At 48.2% G+C, this 17,902-nt stretch carries 14 protein-coding genes; all 14 read right to left on the reverse strand.

Features of this window, described 5'->3' with window-relative positions; all coding sequences use genetic code 11:
- Positions 1-64: 64 nt before the first annotated feature.
- Positions 65-3,490 (reverse strand): two-component regulator propeller domain-containing protein, encoded by a 3,426-nt coding sequence (locus ACFS7Z_RS04005; RefSeq protein ID WP_377481276.1) that lies wholly within the window; start codon positions 3,488-3,490, stop codon positions 65-67.
- Positions 3,491-3,873: 383 nt separating this feature from the next.
- Complete coding sequence (locus tag ACFS7Z_RS04010; RefSeq protein ID WP_377481279.1) at positions 3,874-4,476, reverse strand: hypothetical protein; 603 nt, start codon at positions 4,474-4,476, stop codon at positions 3,874-3,876.
- A 343-nt stretch (positions 4,477-4,819) separates the two neighbouring features.
- Positions 4,820-5,881 (reverse strand): response regulator, encoded by a 1,062-nt coding sequence (locus ACFS7Z_RS04015; RefSeq protein WP_377481282.1) that lies wholly within the window; start codon positions 5,879-5,881, stop codon positions 4,820-4,822.
- The gene (locus ACFS7Z_RS04020) at positions 5,878-7,125 is read right to left on the reverse strand and encodes a hybrid sensor histidine kinase/response regulator (RefSeq protein WP_377481285.1); all 1,248 of its coding nucleotides are present in this window, start codon (positions 7,123-7,125) and stop codon (positions 5,878-5,880) included. The genes ACFS7Z_RS04015 and ACFS7Z_RS04020 overlap by 4 nt, the downstream gene beginning before the upstream one ends.
- Positions 7,126-7,296: 171 nt before the next feature.
- On the reverse strand, positions 7,297-7,743 hold the full coding sequence (locus tag ACFS7Z_RS04025) for a response regulator (RefSeq protein WP_377481288.1): 447 nt from the start codon (positions 7,741-7,743) through the stop codon (positions 7,297-7,299).
- Between the two features lie 10 nt (positions 7,744-7,753).
- The gene (locus tag ACFS7Z_RS04030; RefSeq protein WP_377481292.1) at positions 7,754-9,298 is read right to left on the reverse strand and encodes a PAS domain S-box protein; all 1,545 of its coding nucleotides are present in this window, start codon (positions 9,296-9,298) and stop codon (positions 7,754-7,756) included.
- Between the two features lie 213 nt (positions 9,299-9,511).
- On the reverse strand, positions 9,512-10,429 hold the full coding sequence (locus ACFS7Z_RS04035; protein WP_377481295.1) for a universal stress protein: 918 nt from the start codon (positions 10,427-10,429) through the stop codon (positions 9,512-9,514).
- 175 nt (positions 10,430-10,604) lie between these two features.
- On the reverse strand, positions 10,605-11,321 hold the full coding sequence (locus tag ACFS7Z_RS04040; RefSeq protein WP_377481298.1) for a sulfite exporter TauE/SafE family protein: 717 nt from the start codon (positions 11,319-11,321) through the stop codon (positions 10,605-10,607).
- A 2-nt stretch (positions 11,322-11,323) separates the two neighbouring features.
- Positions 11,324-11,794, reverse strand: coding sequence for a FixH family protein (locus ACFS7Z_RS04045; RefSeq protein ID WP_377481301.1), 471 nt, complete (start codon positions 11,792-11,794; stop codon positions 11,324-11,326).
- A gap of 179 nt (positions 11,795-11,973) precedes the next feature.
- Positions 11,974-13,380: a cytochrome c oxidase accessory protein CcoG gene (gene ccoG / locus ACFS7Z_RS04050; RefSeq protein WP_377481304.1), complete on the reverse strand. Its 1,407-nt coding sequence runs from the start codon at positions 13,378-13,380 to the stop codon at positions 11,974-11,976.
- Between the two features lie 303 nt (positions 13,381-13,683).
- Complete coding sequence (locus ACFS7Z_RS04055; RefSeq protein ID WP_377481307.1) at positions 13,684-14,910, reverse strand: c-type cytochrome; 1,227 nt, start codon at positions 14,908-14,910, stop codon at positions 13,684-13,686.
- Positions 14,907-15,101: a hypothetical protein gene (locus ACFS7Z_RS04060; RefSeq protein WP_377481310.1), complete on the reverse strand. Its 195-nt coding sequence runs from the start codon at positions 15,099-15,101 to the stop codon at positions 14,907-14,909. Before ACFS7Z_RS04060 ends, ACFS7Z_RS04055 begins: the two co-directional genes overlap by 4 nt.
- Before the next feature lie 99 nt (positions 15,102-15,200).
- The gene (gene ccoN, locus ACFS7Z_RS04065) at positions 15,201-17,387 is read right to left on the reverse strand and encodes a cytochrome-c oxidase, cbb3-type subunit I (protein ID WP_377481313.1); all 2,187 of its coding nucleotides are present in this window, start codon (positions 17,385-17,387) and stop codon (positions 15,201-15,203) included.
- 247 nt (positions 17,388-17,634) lie between these two features.
- Positions 17,635-17,814, reverse strand: coding sequence for a cbb3-type cytochrome oxidase assembly protein CcoS (ccoS, locus tag ACFS7Z_RS04070; protein WP_377481316.1), 180 nt, complete (start codon positions 17,812-17,814; stop codon positions 17,635-17,637).
- Between the last annotated feature and the right edge of the window lie 88 nt (positions 17,815-17,902).

Here is a 17,902-nt window from a genome sequence, read left to right on the forward strand (position 1 = left end):
CATGTAAACAGCCACTCAAATCATTGCTTAAGTGGCTAATGATCCTGAGCAATTCAGCTTTTCCTTAAAAAGTAACAGGTTCGGAAACAGCCGGAATAGTGACAGGCAGCTTGATGATAAACTCGGTATATTCTCCTTCTACTGAATCTACGGACATCTCTCCGCCATGGCCTTTGGTGATGATGTCGTAGGAAAGGGACAGCCCTAGGCCGGTGCCGTGCCCGGAAGGCTTGGTGGTGAAGAAGGGCTGGAAGACTTTGGCTTTTACGGCATCCGACATTCCACCACCGTTGTCTCTTATTCTTATCTCCACACATTCTCCGTGGCGGCTGGTCTTTACCTCCACCTTTGGCACATAACCACTGCCCACGCTTTTCAGCTTCTGCTGCACTGCATAAAAGGCATTGTTGTAGAGGTTGAGCAGTACACGACCCAACTCTTGCGGCACCACAACCACTTTATCCAACCCTTTTCCAAAATCTTTCTGCAGCGTAGCGTTAAAGCATTTGTCTTTTGCACGAAGGCCATGATAAGACAGCTGCATGTACTCATCGGCCAGGGCGTTTATATCAATCGGCTCTTTCTGCCCGGTGCTGGTGCGCGAGTGCTGCAGCATCCCTTTTACAATTCTGTCTGCCCGCTGCCCATGTAGCTTTATCTTGTCGAGGTTCTGCTTAATGGTATCTGCGATAGCTTTTGCCTCGCTTATCTCTCCGGCTTCAAACTCGTGCTGTAACTCATCTGCCAGTTCTGAACTTACCTCGGCAAAGTTGTTGATGAAGTTCAGCGGGTTCTGGATTTCATGGGCAATGCCCGCTGTCAGTTCTCCCAGGGAAGCGAGTTTTTCCTGCTGCACGAGCTGCACCTGAGTTCTTTTCAGCTCTTTATAAGCTTTAGAGATTTCACGTGCCTGCGCCAGTTCCCTTTCGCGCGCCCGGTGCCTTTCTTCCCTGATAAGGCGCTGGCGCTGCGAGCGGTTAAAGGAGAAAACGAAGCCAAGCAACACAACGCCATAAAAACCATAGGCCCACCAGGTGTTCCAGAAAGGCGGCTTCACCTTTACCTGAATCGCTTTTTCGGCCCATACATTATCACTGCTCGCAACCTTAACCCGGAATTTGTATTTGCCAGGCGGCACGTTGTAATAGGAAGCCACACGCTCTGATTTAGCTGCACGCCAGTCATGGTCGTAGTTTTCCAGCATATACAGGTACTTGTTCTGCTCCGGATCTATGAAATGAATACCAGTAAAATCAAAAGAAAAGACATTCTGTTCAGGGTCGAATTCAATGGCGCTTACTTCGCTTACCGGTGCTTTGAGAGGACTTCTTTTACCTGGTAGCAACTCTTTATCGAAAAGACGCAGCCCTGTGAACGCTACAAGCGGCGGATGCCGGTTCGGGTGCCACTGGTGCGGGTAGAAGGCATAGTACCCATTATCATTACCGAAGTAGAGTTTGCCCTGGAGGTCTTTATAAGCTGCCTGGAAAGAAAGCGACTTTGGGGAAACACCATAGGAGTCCCCGAGCAGGAGCACATTGTTCCGGTCCTTGTTGAGCTTCAGCAGTCCATGTTCAGTTGTGAACCATAGGTTTTGCTGATCATCTTCCACTATGTCTTTTATATGGATTACATTTTTATTCAGCTCTGGCTTAAATGGTATAAAGGCATCTGCAGACCTGTTGTAGTAATAAATGCCTGAAGACTCTGTGGCCACCCAAAGCACGTTATCCGAGTCTTTGTAAATTTTCGCTATGTTGCTCCCCAACAGGTACTTTTTCGAGACACCGCTTTTTACGCTATAGCGGTTTATACCCCCTGCAAACCTTGTTCCCAACCATAAAACACCTCTCTGATCTTCCAGAATGGAGGTAATCGAATTATGGCTGATACTCCCGGGGTTATTGGGGTCGTGCTGGTGATGGGTAAAGGTGCCATTCACCCGATCCATTTTATCAAGCCCAAATCCTGTGGCTACCCAAAAGTTATGCTGGCTGTCTTCCAGCATGGCATAGATAGGACCAGCGCTCAGGCTGGACAGGTCTTTCTCGTCATGCTGGTAGCGGGTATAGGTCTCGGTGTAGGGATTGTATTTATTCAGGTCTCCTGTGGCATTTCCTATCCAGTAAATCCCTTTCCGGTCTTTGTAAATGGAGAGAACGGTATCACTGCCTATGGTTTTGGGATCAGTTGGAACATGGACGTAGCGTTTGGTGCGCCCGTTCTTCAGGTCTTTCCTTATCAGCCCTTTAGAGGTTCCTAACAGCAAAAAGCCAGCTGGGTCCTCGAAGAAACTATACACTACAGAGTTGGTCTCCTCATGCGGAACGCGATTCCGGTGAGGGTCTAGCCGGAACAGGTTCCCGTTGGCGGTGCCAAACCAGAGGCTTCCTTCATGGGTACTTAAGGCTGCCCAGATGTTGTTATCATCCAGGCCGGCAGCGTTACGGCTGTCTTTCCGGTAATGCGTCACTTTGCCTGTTTGTGGGTTATAGCGGTTCAAGCCGCTGTCGTAAGTACCTATCCAGATGGCACCGGTATGATCTTCATGAATAATGTTGATGCCATCGTTCTGCTTTTCCTTATCAATGTAAGGACGACTCAGCTTCTCAGGGTGGCGCAAATCGTAAGGGAAACGCCTGAAGGTGCCTTTCTCCCGATCCATCTGGTGCAGGCCATCCCCGAAGGTGCCAATCCAGAATATGCCGCGGCTGTCTTCATAAATCGCCCTTACCCAGTTGTAGGCCAGTGTCTCAGGATTTTTTGGATCATGCATAAACCGTTCGAAAGTACCCGTCTTAGGATCGAACCGGTTTAGCCCACCTTCCTCAGGCTTCGATTCCCAGGGGCTTCCTGTCCCCACCCAAATTGCGCCCTGGCGGTCCTGGTAAATAACCCTGACTTTGTTATCGCTGATACTTTTAGGGTTCGCCGCATCGTGCTGGAAACGGGTAAATGTTCCGGTTTCAGGGTGGAACAGGTTCAGGCCCCTGTGCGTGCCGACCCACAAGTTTCCATCTCTGTCCTCCAGCAGGGCTGTCACCAGATCATCACTCAGGCTCCTAGGGTCCTGGGCGTTGTATCGGAAATGGGTAAACTTTCCAGTTTTTGGATCAAATCTGTCTAGGCCGTTCGCCCACACCCCCATCCAGATAACACCTTTGCTGTCTGCCACAATACATTCCAGGCGGTTATCGGCAAGGGAGTTATTATTGTACCGGTTATTTGTATAGGTAACCTGCTGGTAGCCGTCATACCGGTGAAGTCCTGTATGGGTAGCGAGCCAAAGAAAACCCTGCTTGTCCTGCGCAATACCGGCTATAAGTCCAACGCCGTTGTCGCGGGCCAGTGGCACCTTCACAAAGGTCAGGTCCTGCGCCTGTAGAGAGCATAAAGTTTCTGCATAAATGAAAAAGAACAGAAAAAGGATGCGTTTTATATGTTGCTGCATGTTCGTCTTATACACTTCCTGTCTCAAATCATAATCCATGTTGTAAAGGCAACCTAAGTATTAGCCTCTGGTCTGATAAAGAATCAGTTATGCTTTCACCTTGGCTAAATTTATCGGCATAAAGTTTAAACTCCAATCAGCACACAAAGCATTTTCTCCCAGCATCTTGACTATTACAATGGCTATGACTGAAATCACCAACTGAAGATAATTATAATTGTTTAATTTATTATTCAAATGGTTCAAAATATTTATACCAGTTTTTTCCCGCTTCCATTGCTAAAGAAGTATTTGCCAGCCAAATATGAGAATAAAGATCCTCAACAGAAAGCGCCGCTTAAACAGTTGTTTAAGCGGCGCTTTCTGTTAATTTTGAGGTTAAAGCTGTACTATGTTACAGTTAAGATATTCTAAGCCTGTTTTTATTTCTTGCTCTTTTTCTTTTTCTTCTTCTTGCTCTTTTTCTTTTTGCGGGGTTCAGCCTCGGTCATGGCATCATACATCGCTCCGGCAGCAAAAGCATACACGGCATGATGAAACAAATCGATGGCTATCTGTTTTGCCGACCATTCTGTAATGGGTTTTGCCGCATTATTAGCTGGCAGCATGATTTGGGCTGCTCCCCATATAGCCCCAAAATGAATAGCGGAGGCACGTACTCCTTTGATGTCTGCCAGGTCTAAAGCACCCCGGGCTATACCCCAGCCTGTACCATAACCAAAGTGCATCAACTGCTCGAACTGCTCTTTGTTCGACTCTACTTCTTCTTCCAGGTCTTCCGACACATCGGCATCTCCAGACTTCGCCTTTTCCTTCGCAAGTTTGGCTTTTCCCCTTGGCTCTACACCTAAGGCTTTGCCACCTACTTTGGCGGGGGCATCGCTCATGCTCCTCTTGGTGATGCTCATCTCTATCATTTGCGAGACGGTGATAGCAGCCGTTCCGGCAAAACCAGCGATCAGCCCCTTCCCTAGTATCCCGCCTCCTTTAGCGAGTGCAGCAAAAAAATCAGATTTATCCGACATATTTTCTTGTTTGAATTTGTTGTGATACATAACAGTGGAGCAGGTTTCTTCACCTAAACCACTTGTTAAGTTGCAACGCAATAATCCTTTTATGGTTTAGTGCCTAGGTAAGCAGCTCTGAAAAGCAGGCACCGCGACTATTACAGAAAGAAAGACTAGTGCTAAAAGGGAGAAGAGTTCAGGATGAAAGTATACTTGGTCGCACTGGCATACAAGCTTTGATTGTTTTGTTTGATTTTATCAACCATCAAATAAAAAAAGCGCCTTAAGCTATAAGTGCTGAAGGCGCTTCAATAAAACAAATTCCTACTTATCATAAAAAACATACTATGCACAAGCACTTCTAGTTGCGCATGCGCCTTAGCTTTTCTCCATTGAGGATGCTGATCTTGCTGCCCTGGCTGTCGATTAGCTTCTCGTCCTTGAAATCGGCGAGCGTACGGATGACTGTCTCTTTGGAGGCACCCACAATATTAGCCAGGTCCTCCCGGGATATTACAACCTGCGAGACTTTATCTGGGTCGTTGGTATACTGTTTCTCAACAAAGAGCAATGCTTCTGCCACACGCTTTCGCACCGAATTATAAGCCAGCTTTATAAGACGCTCTTCTCTCTCAGCTAAGTTATCAGACAGTATCTTGATGAATTTGTTCGCCACCAACCGGTTGTTGTGCAGCAGCAGAAAGAAGTCTTCCTTGGAGATGACATAGATTTCAGAATCCTCCATCACCATGGCCGATTCATGGTATACCTTGTCTTCTATCAGGAAGAGGTAACCGATAAAGTCTCCGTCTTTGTAAAGGTTGGTGATGTACTCGCGCCCTTCTTCGTTCGACTTGTATGTCTTTACTTTTCCCTTGTTAAGGAAGTACAGGGCATTCGGGTAATTGCCTTCTGAAAACAGAGGTTGCTTTTTCTTGAAAAACTGAAGCTTTTGCTTGTCTGTCGTGAGTTTTTCGAGGTTCTCCTGCCCTTTTGCCTCCTGTATAAACTCATTCAGACCTTCAGCATTTTTACTGAAGCCAACTTTTAGCGCCTCATTCTTCTTCAGGCGCATCTCTACCGCATCAAGCAGCTCCAGGTCGTCGAAAGGCTTTACGAGGTAATCGTCTGCTCCCAAGTTCATCCCTTTCCGGAAATCTTCTTTTTCTGATTTAGCCGTAAGGAAGATAAATGGTATACTGGCTGTTGACGTGTTGCTGCCCAGCATGCGCAATACACCATAACCGTCCAGCTGCGGCATCATGATGTCGCAGATAATCAGGTCCGGAATCTCTCTTTTCGCCACCTCTACGCCTACTTTGCCATTTTCAGCTTCCAACACATTATAATTGGCCAGTGTCAGAATTTCGGCAATGTTTTCCCGGATTTCCTGGTTGTCTTCAATCAGCAGTATCTTTTTCATGGTTCTGTAGTTTGCGGAAGTGTAATGGTGAAGGTGGTGCCTTTGTCCAGCTCGCTCTCATAGCTTAAAGACCCGCCCATTATGTCTACGTACTTTTTTACAATGTTCAAGCCTAAACCAGTTCCCTGGATATTTGTCACGTTCTGAGCCCGGAAGAACGGCGTAAACAGGTGTGCTTTATCAGCATTCGGTATACCAATGCCCTCGTCCTGCACAGTTATATTGATTTTACCGTCCGAAATATCAGTAGTGAAATAGATATCCTGGTGCTCCCCGGAGTATTTGCCTGCGTTGGAAAGCAGGTTAAAGAGAATATTTTTCAGCAACTGTTTGTCTACACACACAGTTGAGAACCCGTTTTCCTGCTCCTCCTGTTTGTGCTGGTAATGAATCTGCTGCCCAAGCTTTAGCACTCCCTGCGCTTCCTCTGATACTTCTCTGGCAAAAGCCTTCAGGTCAAAAGAGAATGGCACGTTATCAATCTTGCCTTCCTCGATGCGGCTGATGGACAGAAAGTCGTTCAGGATACCCGTTAAATTACTGACGGCTGACTTTATCCTGTCCACGTGCTTCATGCGTTTATCATCGTCTTCAGCCGTTTTGTACTTCCCAATAAGCGAGGCAGACGACAATACAGTACTTAGAGGCGTACGAAACTCATGTGAGGCAATGGTCACAAACCTGGACTTCAGTTCGTGAAGCTCTTTCTCTTTCTGCAGCGCTTTCCGTACCTCCTGCTCCGCTTCATAGAGGCTAATGTTGGTGCGCTCCAACTTCTGTATAGCTGCGCCCAATTCCTGCGTTCGTTCTTTTACCCGCTGCTCCAGCTCCGTATTTAGTCGCTGGATAACAGCCAGGCTCTTGGCGTGCTCAATGCTATAGCGAATAGAGCGCTCCAGTTCGTTCGGGCTGATGGTGCCCTTCACAAGATAATCCAAAGCACCCGCCCGCATGGCTTTCTCATCCGTCTCCCGGTCGCTTTGGCCTGTCAGCAGAATGAAAGGCGCAGCGCAGCCTTGCTTTACAGCTTTCGTAATTAATTCCAAGCCATCATGGGCACCCAGGCGGTAATCCACCAGGTACACATTATGCCGCTTCTCTTCAATTATCTTCAGCGCCTCCTGGAAAGAACCCGTCCACTCGAGAAGGTAGTGCCGCCCGGGTATGTCATCGATGATGTCCCGGGTGATGATATAATCATCCTCGTCATCATCAATCAGCAGTATGCGCGTTTTGTCAGGCATGCTTTTTAGATACTAGATTCTAGATATTAGCTTCCAGGAGGGAAATACACTTTGTATAGTTTTAATGCTACAGCGCTGCATAAACCAGTCGACACAAAACATGTTTTGTTATTTGATACTACACATATTGGATTAGTCTAAAGTCTAGTATCTAGCGTCTAACATCCAATTTTACAGTTTAGGCAGTTCCACAATTTCGAACCAATATTTGCTGAGTGTTTTCATGACATCTACCAGCGAAGCGAAGGTAACAGGCTTTGTGATGAAAGAGCTGACGCCCAGGTTATAGGTTCTGAGAATATCTTCCTCCGCCTTGGAAGTTGTCAGTACCACGACTGGAATAAGCTTAAGTGTATCATCCTCTTTTATTTCCTTCAATGCTTCCCGGCCATCTTTTTTTGGCATGTTGAGGTCCAGCAAAATTAGGCCCGGTGTCGGATACTTGCTTTTGTCGGAGAACCTCCCCCGGTGGTGCAGGTAATCCATTAGCTCCTCCCCGTTCTCCACAAAGTGGATGTTGTTTTTCAGCCTGCTTTCCTCCAGCGCATCCCTGACCAGCATTCGATCTTCGGCATCATCGTCGGCAATCAGGATAATAATTGTTTTTTTATCTGCCATTTCCTTGGGTTTATTCCTCTGGATGTTTCATTGCTAAGGTAATGATAAAGGTGGTTCCTACTCCTGGCTGGCTGGTGGCTGTGATATCACCTCCGTGCCGGACAGCGATCTTACGACAAACGGCTAAGCCAATGCCAGACCCTTCATACTTCTGGCCCTCCAGCCTCTGGAAAATATTGAAAATCCGGTCCAGGTATTTCTCGTCGAAGCCGATGCCGTTGTCCTCCACATGTATTTCAGTGACTTCATCGCCGGGTGTGGCCGTGAGGTGAGCCTTCCGCCGCAGGTTCTTTGCATAGATGTTGATTACCGGGCTCTCATCTTCTCTCCGGAACTTGATGGCATTGCTTAGTAAATTCTGAAAGAGCTGCCGCATCTGTGTTGGTTCCGCTTCAATTTCCGGCAATGGTGTACGATGGATGACAGCGCCCGTCTGCTCAATGGTAACCTCCAGGTCAGAGATTACCTCTGTAAGAACGGTGTCAAGGTTAACTTTCACGAAAGACTTTGGCCTGGACGTAACCCTTGAAAAATTCAGCAGGTCGTTAATCAGGTTTTGCATACGGGAAGCAGCATTCAGCATCCGGTCCACGTAGTCTTTTCCCTGCTCGCTTAGCTTGTCGTATTCCTTTGTCACCAGCCTGTCGCCGAAGGCCTGTATCTTCCGTAGCGGCTCCTGCAGGTCATGCGATGAGACGTAGGCAAAGTCCTGCAGTTCGCGGTTGCTTCGCTCCAGTTCGGCAGCATAGCGGCGCAGGCGCTCCTCGTTTAATTTCTGCTGTGTAATGTCGTGCACAAAGCCTGTGTACACTTTCCGGTCTGCCAGTTCCACCTCGCTTATGCTTAAATAAAAAGGAAAAATGGAGCCATCTTTCCGCATACCTGTTACTTCCCTGCCTATGCCGATGATGCGCTTCTCCCCTTTTACATGGTAGTGGTGCATATAGCTGTCGTGCAGGCTGCGGTCCGGCTCCGGCATCAGCACGTTGATGCTTTTCCCCAGCAACTCGTCTGCACCATAGCCGAATAATCGGGCGGCTGAAGGATTCACCATCTCTATTACACCACGCCTGTCGATGGTGATTATACCATCTACTGCACCCTGAATGATCGAGTTAATTTTGTTTTCACTCTCGCGCAGGGCGGCCTCTGCCTGCTTCAGGCTAGAGATATCATGCACAATACCGGTGAATATCTGCTTGTCCTGAAGCTTCACCTCACTTATACTCAACAGGAAAGGGAAAACGGACCCGTCCTTCTTCTTTCCAAGCACTTCACGTCCCTTACCAATAATCTGCCCGACACCTGTCCGATGATAATTCTCAATGTAGCTGTCGTGGAGGCCGCTGTCAGGCTCCGGCATCAGTATCTTCACGTTTTCACCTATGATCTCTTCAGGCTGATAACCGAAGATTTTTGCTGCAGCCGGGTTCATTGTTTCGATAATGCCATGCCGGTCAATGGTAATAATGCCATCAATGGCTGTGTCAATGATGGCCTTTAGCCTCATTGCATTTTCTATGCTGTAGGAATGGTCTTCTTTATCTTCTATCACTGGAAAAGCTTTTGTTTAAAGATAGAAAACTGTGTTGCAATGTCAAATCCGACATATCATTTGACGCCGGAAAACCCGCTTATAAATTACAGAACCTGCTTCAGTCCTGAAACAGGTTCTGTATACACAAACAGCAAACTTATTGATTTAAATTACCTTATTAGGAGTCCAGAAGGTCTATGGTTTAGCACGCTCCTGCACCTCCTACAGGTTTTATATATGAATTCCTGCTTCCTCGAATTTTATTTCCGGGTACTGAGCTTTGCTCTTCATGCAGTTGGTGCAGCAGCCGGAGCAGGGCTTCTTCTTGAGTTGCCTGAAGGTGAGCAGCGGAATCTGTGTATGATAGGCCATTGTTTTCACATAAGCTTTGCTAAAAAGGCGCTGCATCAGGTAATTGTCCCGGGTAGCCAGCACCAGCATATCTGCCTGCACGTCTTCAGCAAAGTCACTTATACCTTCCAGCACATCCTCTTCTTCCAGTAGTTTCAGGCGCACATTCTTACCACTCAATTGCTCCTCTACCTGGTGCATGGCTGCCTTAATGTTGCACAACTGAGTTCGCTCCGCCTTGCTGTAAACCTGTACCAAGGTGAGTCTGGCACCTGCCCGGCCTGCGAAATCGCTAATCTGTGCTAATACCTTCGGGTCACGGTCAGTGAAGTCAGTCGCGAACACCAGGTGCCTTAGTTTTTTATATGCTAAAGCAGAAGGAACCACCACCAGCGGACAGGAAATTATTTCCATCACATGGGCGGCATGATCGGCATACAGTTCTTTTTCTGATTCGGGGAGTTTATCCGCCTGCATCAGCACCAGGTCAACAGCAGCGGATTGTACCACATCTTTAATGCAGTCATGAAGGCTGCCCGGGCGCACCAAGCACTCGAAGGGCACATGTGTGTTTAACTTTGGCAGCCTGCCTAACACCCGCTCTCCCAGTGCCCGTAGCACCTGTATTTTTCTGCTCTGTTCTGTAAAGGTTAACTCTGGTGTGTAGGTAGGGTGCAACAGCAAAAGCTCTGCACCAAAGGCCGCTGCAAACTGCCCAGCATAGCAAAGCAACAGCAGGCTCTCTGCGGACTTCTCGACATCTACCGGAATCAGGATCTTTTTCAGTGTACTGCTCATGCTTCTTGTTCTCAGATTTCTGGAAGTAAAGTTAGTGTTCTGATAAAAGCAGTAAACTGATAAACATCATGCAGAAAAATGACATTTGTCACTTTTTGCAGGACTTGCTGTGAATGAGGATGTTAAGCAGTCAAGGTAGTCAGAAAGAGGAGCAGCCACACTGGGATGTAAATATTTACTGAGGCTTCGTGCAGCAGGTGATTTCTGTTGTGTGTGTTGTTGTGTGGGCTACTTTCGGGCTCAGGTACGGAATACCTAGGCCGAGACCGCGGATTATGAAAAGCACGGCTAGGCACATGCCCACATAAGGCACCAGCCGGTTAAAGGTGCTGCGAAGCTTCAGGCTGATCAACCTCCCCGACAACGACACCAGGAACATGAGCGGGAGTGTGCCCAGGCCAAACAGAGCCATGTACAGCATCGCGCCTTCTATGCCGGGCGCACTGATTGCACCTGCCAGCGCAATATACACAAAGCCACACGGTAACAAGCCGTTCAGCAAACCCATCATAAACAAGGCACCCAGCGAGTTCTTCTGAAAGAAGTAGCCCAGCCTATGACGTACCCAGACCATTATTTTGTCTGTGCCTACCGCCTTTGCAGCCCTGCCCTGTAGTGCCGCTGGCAACACCAGCAACAGTAGTATCAGCACACCTGAAATAATAGAAACCGTTTGCTGCAGCCCAGCCATTTGTAACGATTGTCCGAAGGCACCGGCCAGTGCGCCCAGTATAGTATAGGTCACTATTCTCCCACCATTGTACAGGAGGCGGCCTGCGTAGTAACGCCAGCCGCTGCTCCCGACAAATGGTAAGGTCATTGCTATAGGGCCGCACATCCCCACGCAATGGAAACTGCCTACTAATCCAAATAAGAACCCTGCCCAGATCATGGCTATTTCAATTGGATGGTGTCTTCTGTATAGTATGTCTCGTCGCCAGCGCTAAAGTTAACGCGCACTTTCCACAAGCCTTTTTCAAGCTCGTTTGTCTCAATCAGCTGGCTCAGGTCGCGGCCAAGCTGGAGCGGCACCTCCTGGTCCAGCCCTTCATCGGATGGGCGGAAGAGGTTTACGCTGCCGCTGATGCGCTGGCCCGCTAAAGTCTCCGGCAACTGTAGGAGTATGGCCTGGTTTTCAGGCTGATAGTTTATTGTCACTTCTCCAACCGCTTTGGTGCGCCCCACTTTATCAATATGTTCCTGGTAGGCAATCTCCTGCTCATAGTAATTCCTGCTCACCAGGTCCACATCCTGGTTTATGGCTTTGTACACGAACATGGCAATATAACCCATAAACAACACCATGGCTACAACAATAGCATAGGGCCAAAGGGTGAAGCTTTTATTCTTATCTTGCGTTTTCATGATGATGTCGTTATTAATTGATCGTTTAGCGGATTGTTCCCCCCTTAAAGTTTATCTGATCTATCTTCTGCATTTAACCCACTCCTAGCCCCTCCCTGAAGGGGAATTTTTTCGCTTGCGTAATCCCTTCTTCAAGAGTTTTGGGATAGGTTTTAATTATTCTCCAAAGATTATGAGACTTAATTTGCTGGACCCAGGAATTTCGTTTCCTGCGTTGTTATTAGCTCATCCCCGTGGTACACGCCTATCTCTATTTCAGAGTTCAGGCTGGTTAGTTGATCTTTCGGGATTTCAGTAAAGAACACACCCTCTGCTATTCCCTGCGCTGGCAGTACCAACTCATTGCCCACTACTTTGACTGTTCCTTCTTTGTTAATCAGCTTTAATGTGAGGGGCATTTCATGGTTGGTTTTGTTGATGACAGAGATATTGTACAGGTTCTTTATCTGCCCCTGCTCCGTATGTTGGTATAGCTGGCCTGGAGTGCGAAGTATAGTTGCCTCGGCTGCGTCGCGGGTTAAGAGCAGAGTGGTGAGCGCTGTTAGCAGCACAACCAGCACAGCAGTATAGCCCATCACACGCGTCGTGAAGAACTTCCATTTTTTACCCTCTGCAATGCCTTCCTCAGACTCGTAGCGGATTAACCCCTCCGGCTTGTCAATCATGCGCATGATGTCGTTGCAGGCATCGATACAGGCCGTACAGTTGATACACTCCAGCTGCTGCGCGCCATTCCGGATATCGATTCCGGTTGGGCAAACTTGCACGCACTGATGGCATTCAATGCAATCGCCTTCGGAGCGCTCCTGGTTTTTACGCAGCTTACCGCGTGGTTCGCCACGGCCATAGTCGTAGGCTACCACCACCGTTTTCTTGTCCTGCATCACGCCTTGCAGGCGGCCGTAAGGACAAACGATGGTACACACCTGCTCGCGGAAATAAGCGAAAACCCAGTAAAACACACCCGTAAATACCAGTAAAGCGCCAAAGCCAGCCAGGTGCTCTACCGGACCTTCCGAAACTATTTTTTTCAGCTCATCAATGCCTATTATATAAGCCAGGAAGAGGTTGGCAATAAAGAAAGACACCAGGAGGAAAACAGCCGTTTTAGCGCCTTTCTTCAGTATCTTCTCCATGTTCCAATCCATTTTGTCTAAAGCACGCTGTTTAGTATAATCACCCTCAATGGCATACTCTATTCGGCGGAACACCATTTCCAGGAAGATAGTCTGCGGGCATATCCAGCCACAGAATACGCGGCCATACACCACGGTGAAGAGGATAACAAAGACTACAAGCGCCAGGAACGCGAGCACCAACAGGAAGAAATCCTGTGGCCAGAACAGCACACCTAGTATTACGAACTTGCGCTCCACCACATTTAGCATGAGCAGCGGCAAACGGTTTATCTTAATAAAAGGGCCTGCAAACAGCAAAGCCAACAGCAAATAGCTGACGTATTTGCGGTAGTTGTATAGTTTGCCTTTCGGCTTTTTAGGGTATACCCAAACACGTTTACCCTGTTCATCTACAGTTGATATATGGTCCCGAAAATCATCGGGAGCCGTTTTTATTTTACTTGCCATGGCAGTGATAATTTGTGCGGATATTAGTCCTGCCTGTTAATTATAATGGAAAATCAGAACGTAGCGATTGCTATAATCTGCTGATACAAAATTCCGAAATCGGCCTTAGCATTATGATGACCAATGTCATGTATGGGAGTGATTGTCATCAACAATGATTCATTTCATCACCTGCTGCCCCAACTCTTCAAGCTAATAGCTGGCTGGAGCGCACATAAACAAAAAGTGGCAGGTACTTGGATGAAGCACCTGCCACTTTTAACAACTCACCTTTTCAAATCTTAGTTATTCCCCTTGCCTAACTTACTCCTTCTCCCCTTGCGGCTCTTTGGCGTTGGCTGGGTTAGAGCCTTGCAAAGACAGGATGTAGCTGGATACTTCGAGTATCTGGTCTTTCGTGAGCTTGCCTTGCCACGGCACCATGCCTTTAGCCGGCACACCGTACTTCACGGTTTTAAAGATATCGTTCACATCGCCACCGTGCAGCCAGTACTCGTCAGTCAGGTTTGGTCCAACGGTACCTTCTGCGTTTTGTCCGTGGCAGGCAGCACAGTTCTGAACATACGTCTTTTGTCCATTTTCCAGGGCTGTTGCGTCTGTCATCACATCGTAGTCAGTGACTGCATTCGGATCATCAGGTGTCATGGCTGCCAGTATAGCGGCCTGCTCCATTTCCATTTCGTACTCCTCGGCCTGCAGTGCCCCGGTTTGGAACACGTGGAAGTGCAGCATATAGCCAATGGCAAACACGATACTCACGTAGAACATGGTTTTCCACCACGGTGGCAGGTCGTTGTCGTATTCCTGAATGCCATCAAAGTCGTGGTGAGAGTGAATGACGTCTGTTGCCTTACCTGTTACCAGCGTGGTATCACCCCGCATCAGGAAAATCATGCGTCCTGCCAGTGAGTTTCGGAACTCCTCCTGATAGATAGAGTCTCCCAGCATAGGCACAAACAAGCGAAACACCATAACCAGCACCATTAAGATAAGCAGGACAACAGCACCTGCCAGCGCAAACGTGAACAACAACACAGGTGGCAAGTCCAGGAAACCAACTTCCTCTCCCGCAACCCCTGCCGGAACTACCATGGCCATGCCGCTCTGCTGGTCAGTACCTATTGTTGCAGGCTGATCTGCAGCTGCCTCAGCGGGTGCATCGCTGGCCTCTTTAATATAGGCGATGACATTGGTGATATCTTCCTCAGACAGCGTGCTGGCAAAGCTTGGCATCGGCACTTTGTGGAACTTCTCGAAGATAGCAACAGCATCTTTGTCACCTGACTTTACCAGTTCCTGGGAGTTCTTAATAAACTTCACCAGCCACTCATCGCCGCGGCGCTTGTGCACATCCTTTAGGGCAGGCCCAACTACATCGGCCTCAAGACTATGGCAAACCGTGCAGTTGGCTTCAAAAACTTTCTTGCCCTCCACTGCGTCCTGCGCCACCGCTGTGCCGCCTGACATCAGGAGCAAGCCGACTAAAAGCCCAAAGCTGCTTTTTCTGAAAACTTTCAATGCCGTGTTCATTGTCTTACTCCTTGAGGTGTGGTGTCTTCGTTTTCATTTTCGCATGCAATGCTGCTCATCGCCTGCGCATAGCCTTTGTCCATCAGGGCGACATACACAATCAGCCCCAGAAAGAACACAAAGAAGATTGTAAACGAGATGAGCGGATATATTTCGATGCCATCAATGGCTTGCAAAACGTTTTTATACATGGCTTTTTTATTTGTGACACTCGTATCACGCATCACGACACTCGACTATTTCGATAAAGAAGTCTTGATACTTGCTACGTGATACTTGTGTCGTATAAACTATTCCTCTGCTTTCACTTTGATGTCTGTGCCCAGGCGTTGCAGGTAGGCAATCATGGCCACGATTTCTGTTCCAGGTCTTACTTCGAGACCTTCCTTCGCCAGATCAGCTGTTACCTCTTTTGCCTGCTTCATCAGCTCTTCGTTTGCGTTGGCGATATACTCGTCTTCATAAGGAACACCCAGCTTCTTCAGCGTAGTAAGCTTATCCTGTGTCGTGCTCAGGTCAATATCCTGCTCAAACAACCAAGGGTAAGCTGGCATAATAGAGCCTGGAGACATAGACGTCGGGTCGAGCATGTGGTGGTAGTGCCAGGAGTTAGGGTACTTACCGCCTACACGATGCAGGTCCGGACCAGTTCGTTTGGAGCCCCACAGGAAGTTATGATCGTACACAAACTCACCTGCTTTAGAATACTCGCCGTAGCGCTCTGTTTCGGACCTGAACGGTCGCACCATTTGGGTATGGCAGTTTACGCATCCTTCTTTTATGTACAGGTCACGTCCCTGAAGCTCCAGCGAAGTATAAGGCTTCACACTGGCAATAGTCGGCACGTTGGACTTTATGACAAAGGCAGGAATGAACTCTACCAGACCACCAATCAGGATGGCTACTGTTGCCCAAATCGCCATCTGTGTAGGGCGCTTTTCAATCCAGCTGTGCCAGTGACCAGCGTTAGCACTTTTAGTTTTTACAACCACAGGAGCTTCGGTTTTTTCGTTGGCAACCAGTTTACCTGTTTGAGTAGTTTTGTATAGGTTGTACACCATCAGGAATACACCACCCAGGTAAAGGATACCACCCACACCGCGCATGTAGTACATTGGGATGATTTGCAGCACCGTCTCCAGGAAATTAGAGTACTGCAGCGTTCCTTCTGCTGTGAACTGTTTCCACATCAAACCTTGTGTGAAACCTGCCCAGTACATTGGTATGGCATAGAAAAGGATTCCCAGTGTACCTAACCAAAAGTGCTCGTTCGCCAGTTTCTTGGAGTGTAGTTGTGTTTTGTAAAGGCGTGGGAACAACCAGTAAAGCATGGCAAATGTCAGGAAACCATTCCAGCCAAGCGCTCCCACGTGTACGTGTGCTACTATCCAGTCAGTGAAGTGGGCGATGGCGTTCACGTTTTTCAGCGACAGCATCGGACCTTCGAAAGTCGCCATACCGTAAGCGGTGATGGCCACCACCATAAACTTAAGTACCGGCTCCTCCCGTACTTTGTCCCAGGCGCCACGCAGTGTTAGCAGACCGTTTATCATACCACCCCAGCTCGGAGCAAGCAGCATTACAGAGAACACCACACCAAGTGACTGAGCCCAGTCAGGCAAAGAAGTGTAGAGTAAGTGGTGCGGGCCAGCCCAGATATAAATGAATATCAGCGACCAGAAGTGAATGATGGACAGGCGGTAAGAGTATACCGGGCGATTCGCTGCTTTTGGCAGGAAGTAGTACATAAGGCCCAGGAACGGCGTTGTTAAGAAGAACGCCACTGCATTGTGGCCATACCACCACTGCACCAGTGCATCCTGCACCCCTGCATATCCTGAGTAGCTCTTGAAGAAGTTAACCGGCATCTCGTATGAGTTTACAATGTGCAGCACAGCCACTGTCAGGAAAGTTGCGATGTAGAACCAGATGGCTACATACATGTGTTTTTCGCGGCGCTTGGCCAGTGTACCAAACATGTTCCAGCCAAACACAACCCAAATTAGTGTAATGGCTATATCTATCGGCCACTCCAGCTCGGCATACTCTTTTGAGGTTGTGATACCCAGCGGAAGCGTGATGACAGCAGCAACAATAATCAGCTGCCATCCCCAAAAGTTAATTTTACTAAGTAAATCGCTGTACATGCGGGCCTTGCAAAGGCGCTGCAGCGAGTAGTACACGCCCATGAAAATGGCGTTACCCACAAAAGCGAAAATAACGGCATTAGTATGCAGCGGCCTAACGCGGCCAAACGTGGTATACTGGTTGCCCATGTTCACGTCTGGGTTTGCCAGCTGAAAGGCGATGATCACTCCTATCAGCATACCGGCTATTCCCCAGAACACAGTGGCTATACCAAAATCCCGAACGATCTTATTGTCATAAAAGAACGTGTCGGTTGCGCCACGGTCTTTACCCCTCGGCACAACCCGGTCGGGCGCGGTTTCTAAGACTTCGGCTACATTAGTTGACATGTACGGTGTCCTCCATTTTATTAAAGTGAATTATTTGTGTTGTTGATTTTGCTTTCATCGACCACACAAAATTCATCAAGAAGCTGCAGGGAAAGGATGATGAAAGTCATCTTTAGAGGTGATTGTCATCAGCCGGTTCATTACCAACTTCCAGACATGCGTTAAAAGGGAGCGCCAGGAGTTGGCGCCGTTGCATATTAAGCAGACGCTCGCAGGAGCTGCGCACGCTGCGAGGTCCAGACATTGCTTAAGCTTTGGCTTTTGCTTCTGGTTTCTTGCTGTCAGTTACTTCGTTTTCAAAAAGCATTCTGACAGCGGGTGTATAATCGTCGTCGTACTGCCCGGAGCGCACGGCCCACAGAAAAGCACCCAGGAAAAGCCCTGCTACCGATATACTGACTGCGATCATTAAGAAGATGATGTACATGGCTGTGGGAATTTTGAATTATAAATTCTGATTTATGAATACCGCCGGCTCTTAATGACCTCGCAGCGTCCGAAGGTCCTGCGAGTGT

Origin of the sequence: Pontibacter toksunensis (assembly GCF_042686245.1) — a bacterium.
Classification (GTDB): Bacteria; Bacteroidota; Bacteroidia; order Cytophagales; family Hymenobacteraceae; genus Pontibacter; species Pontibacter toksunensis.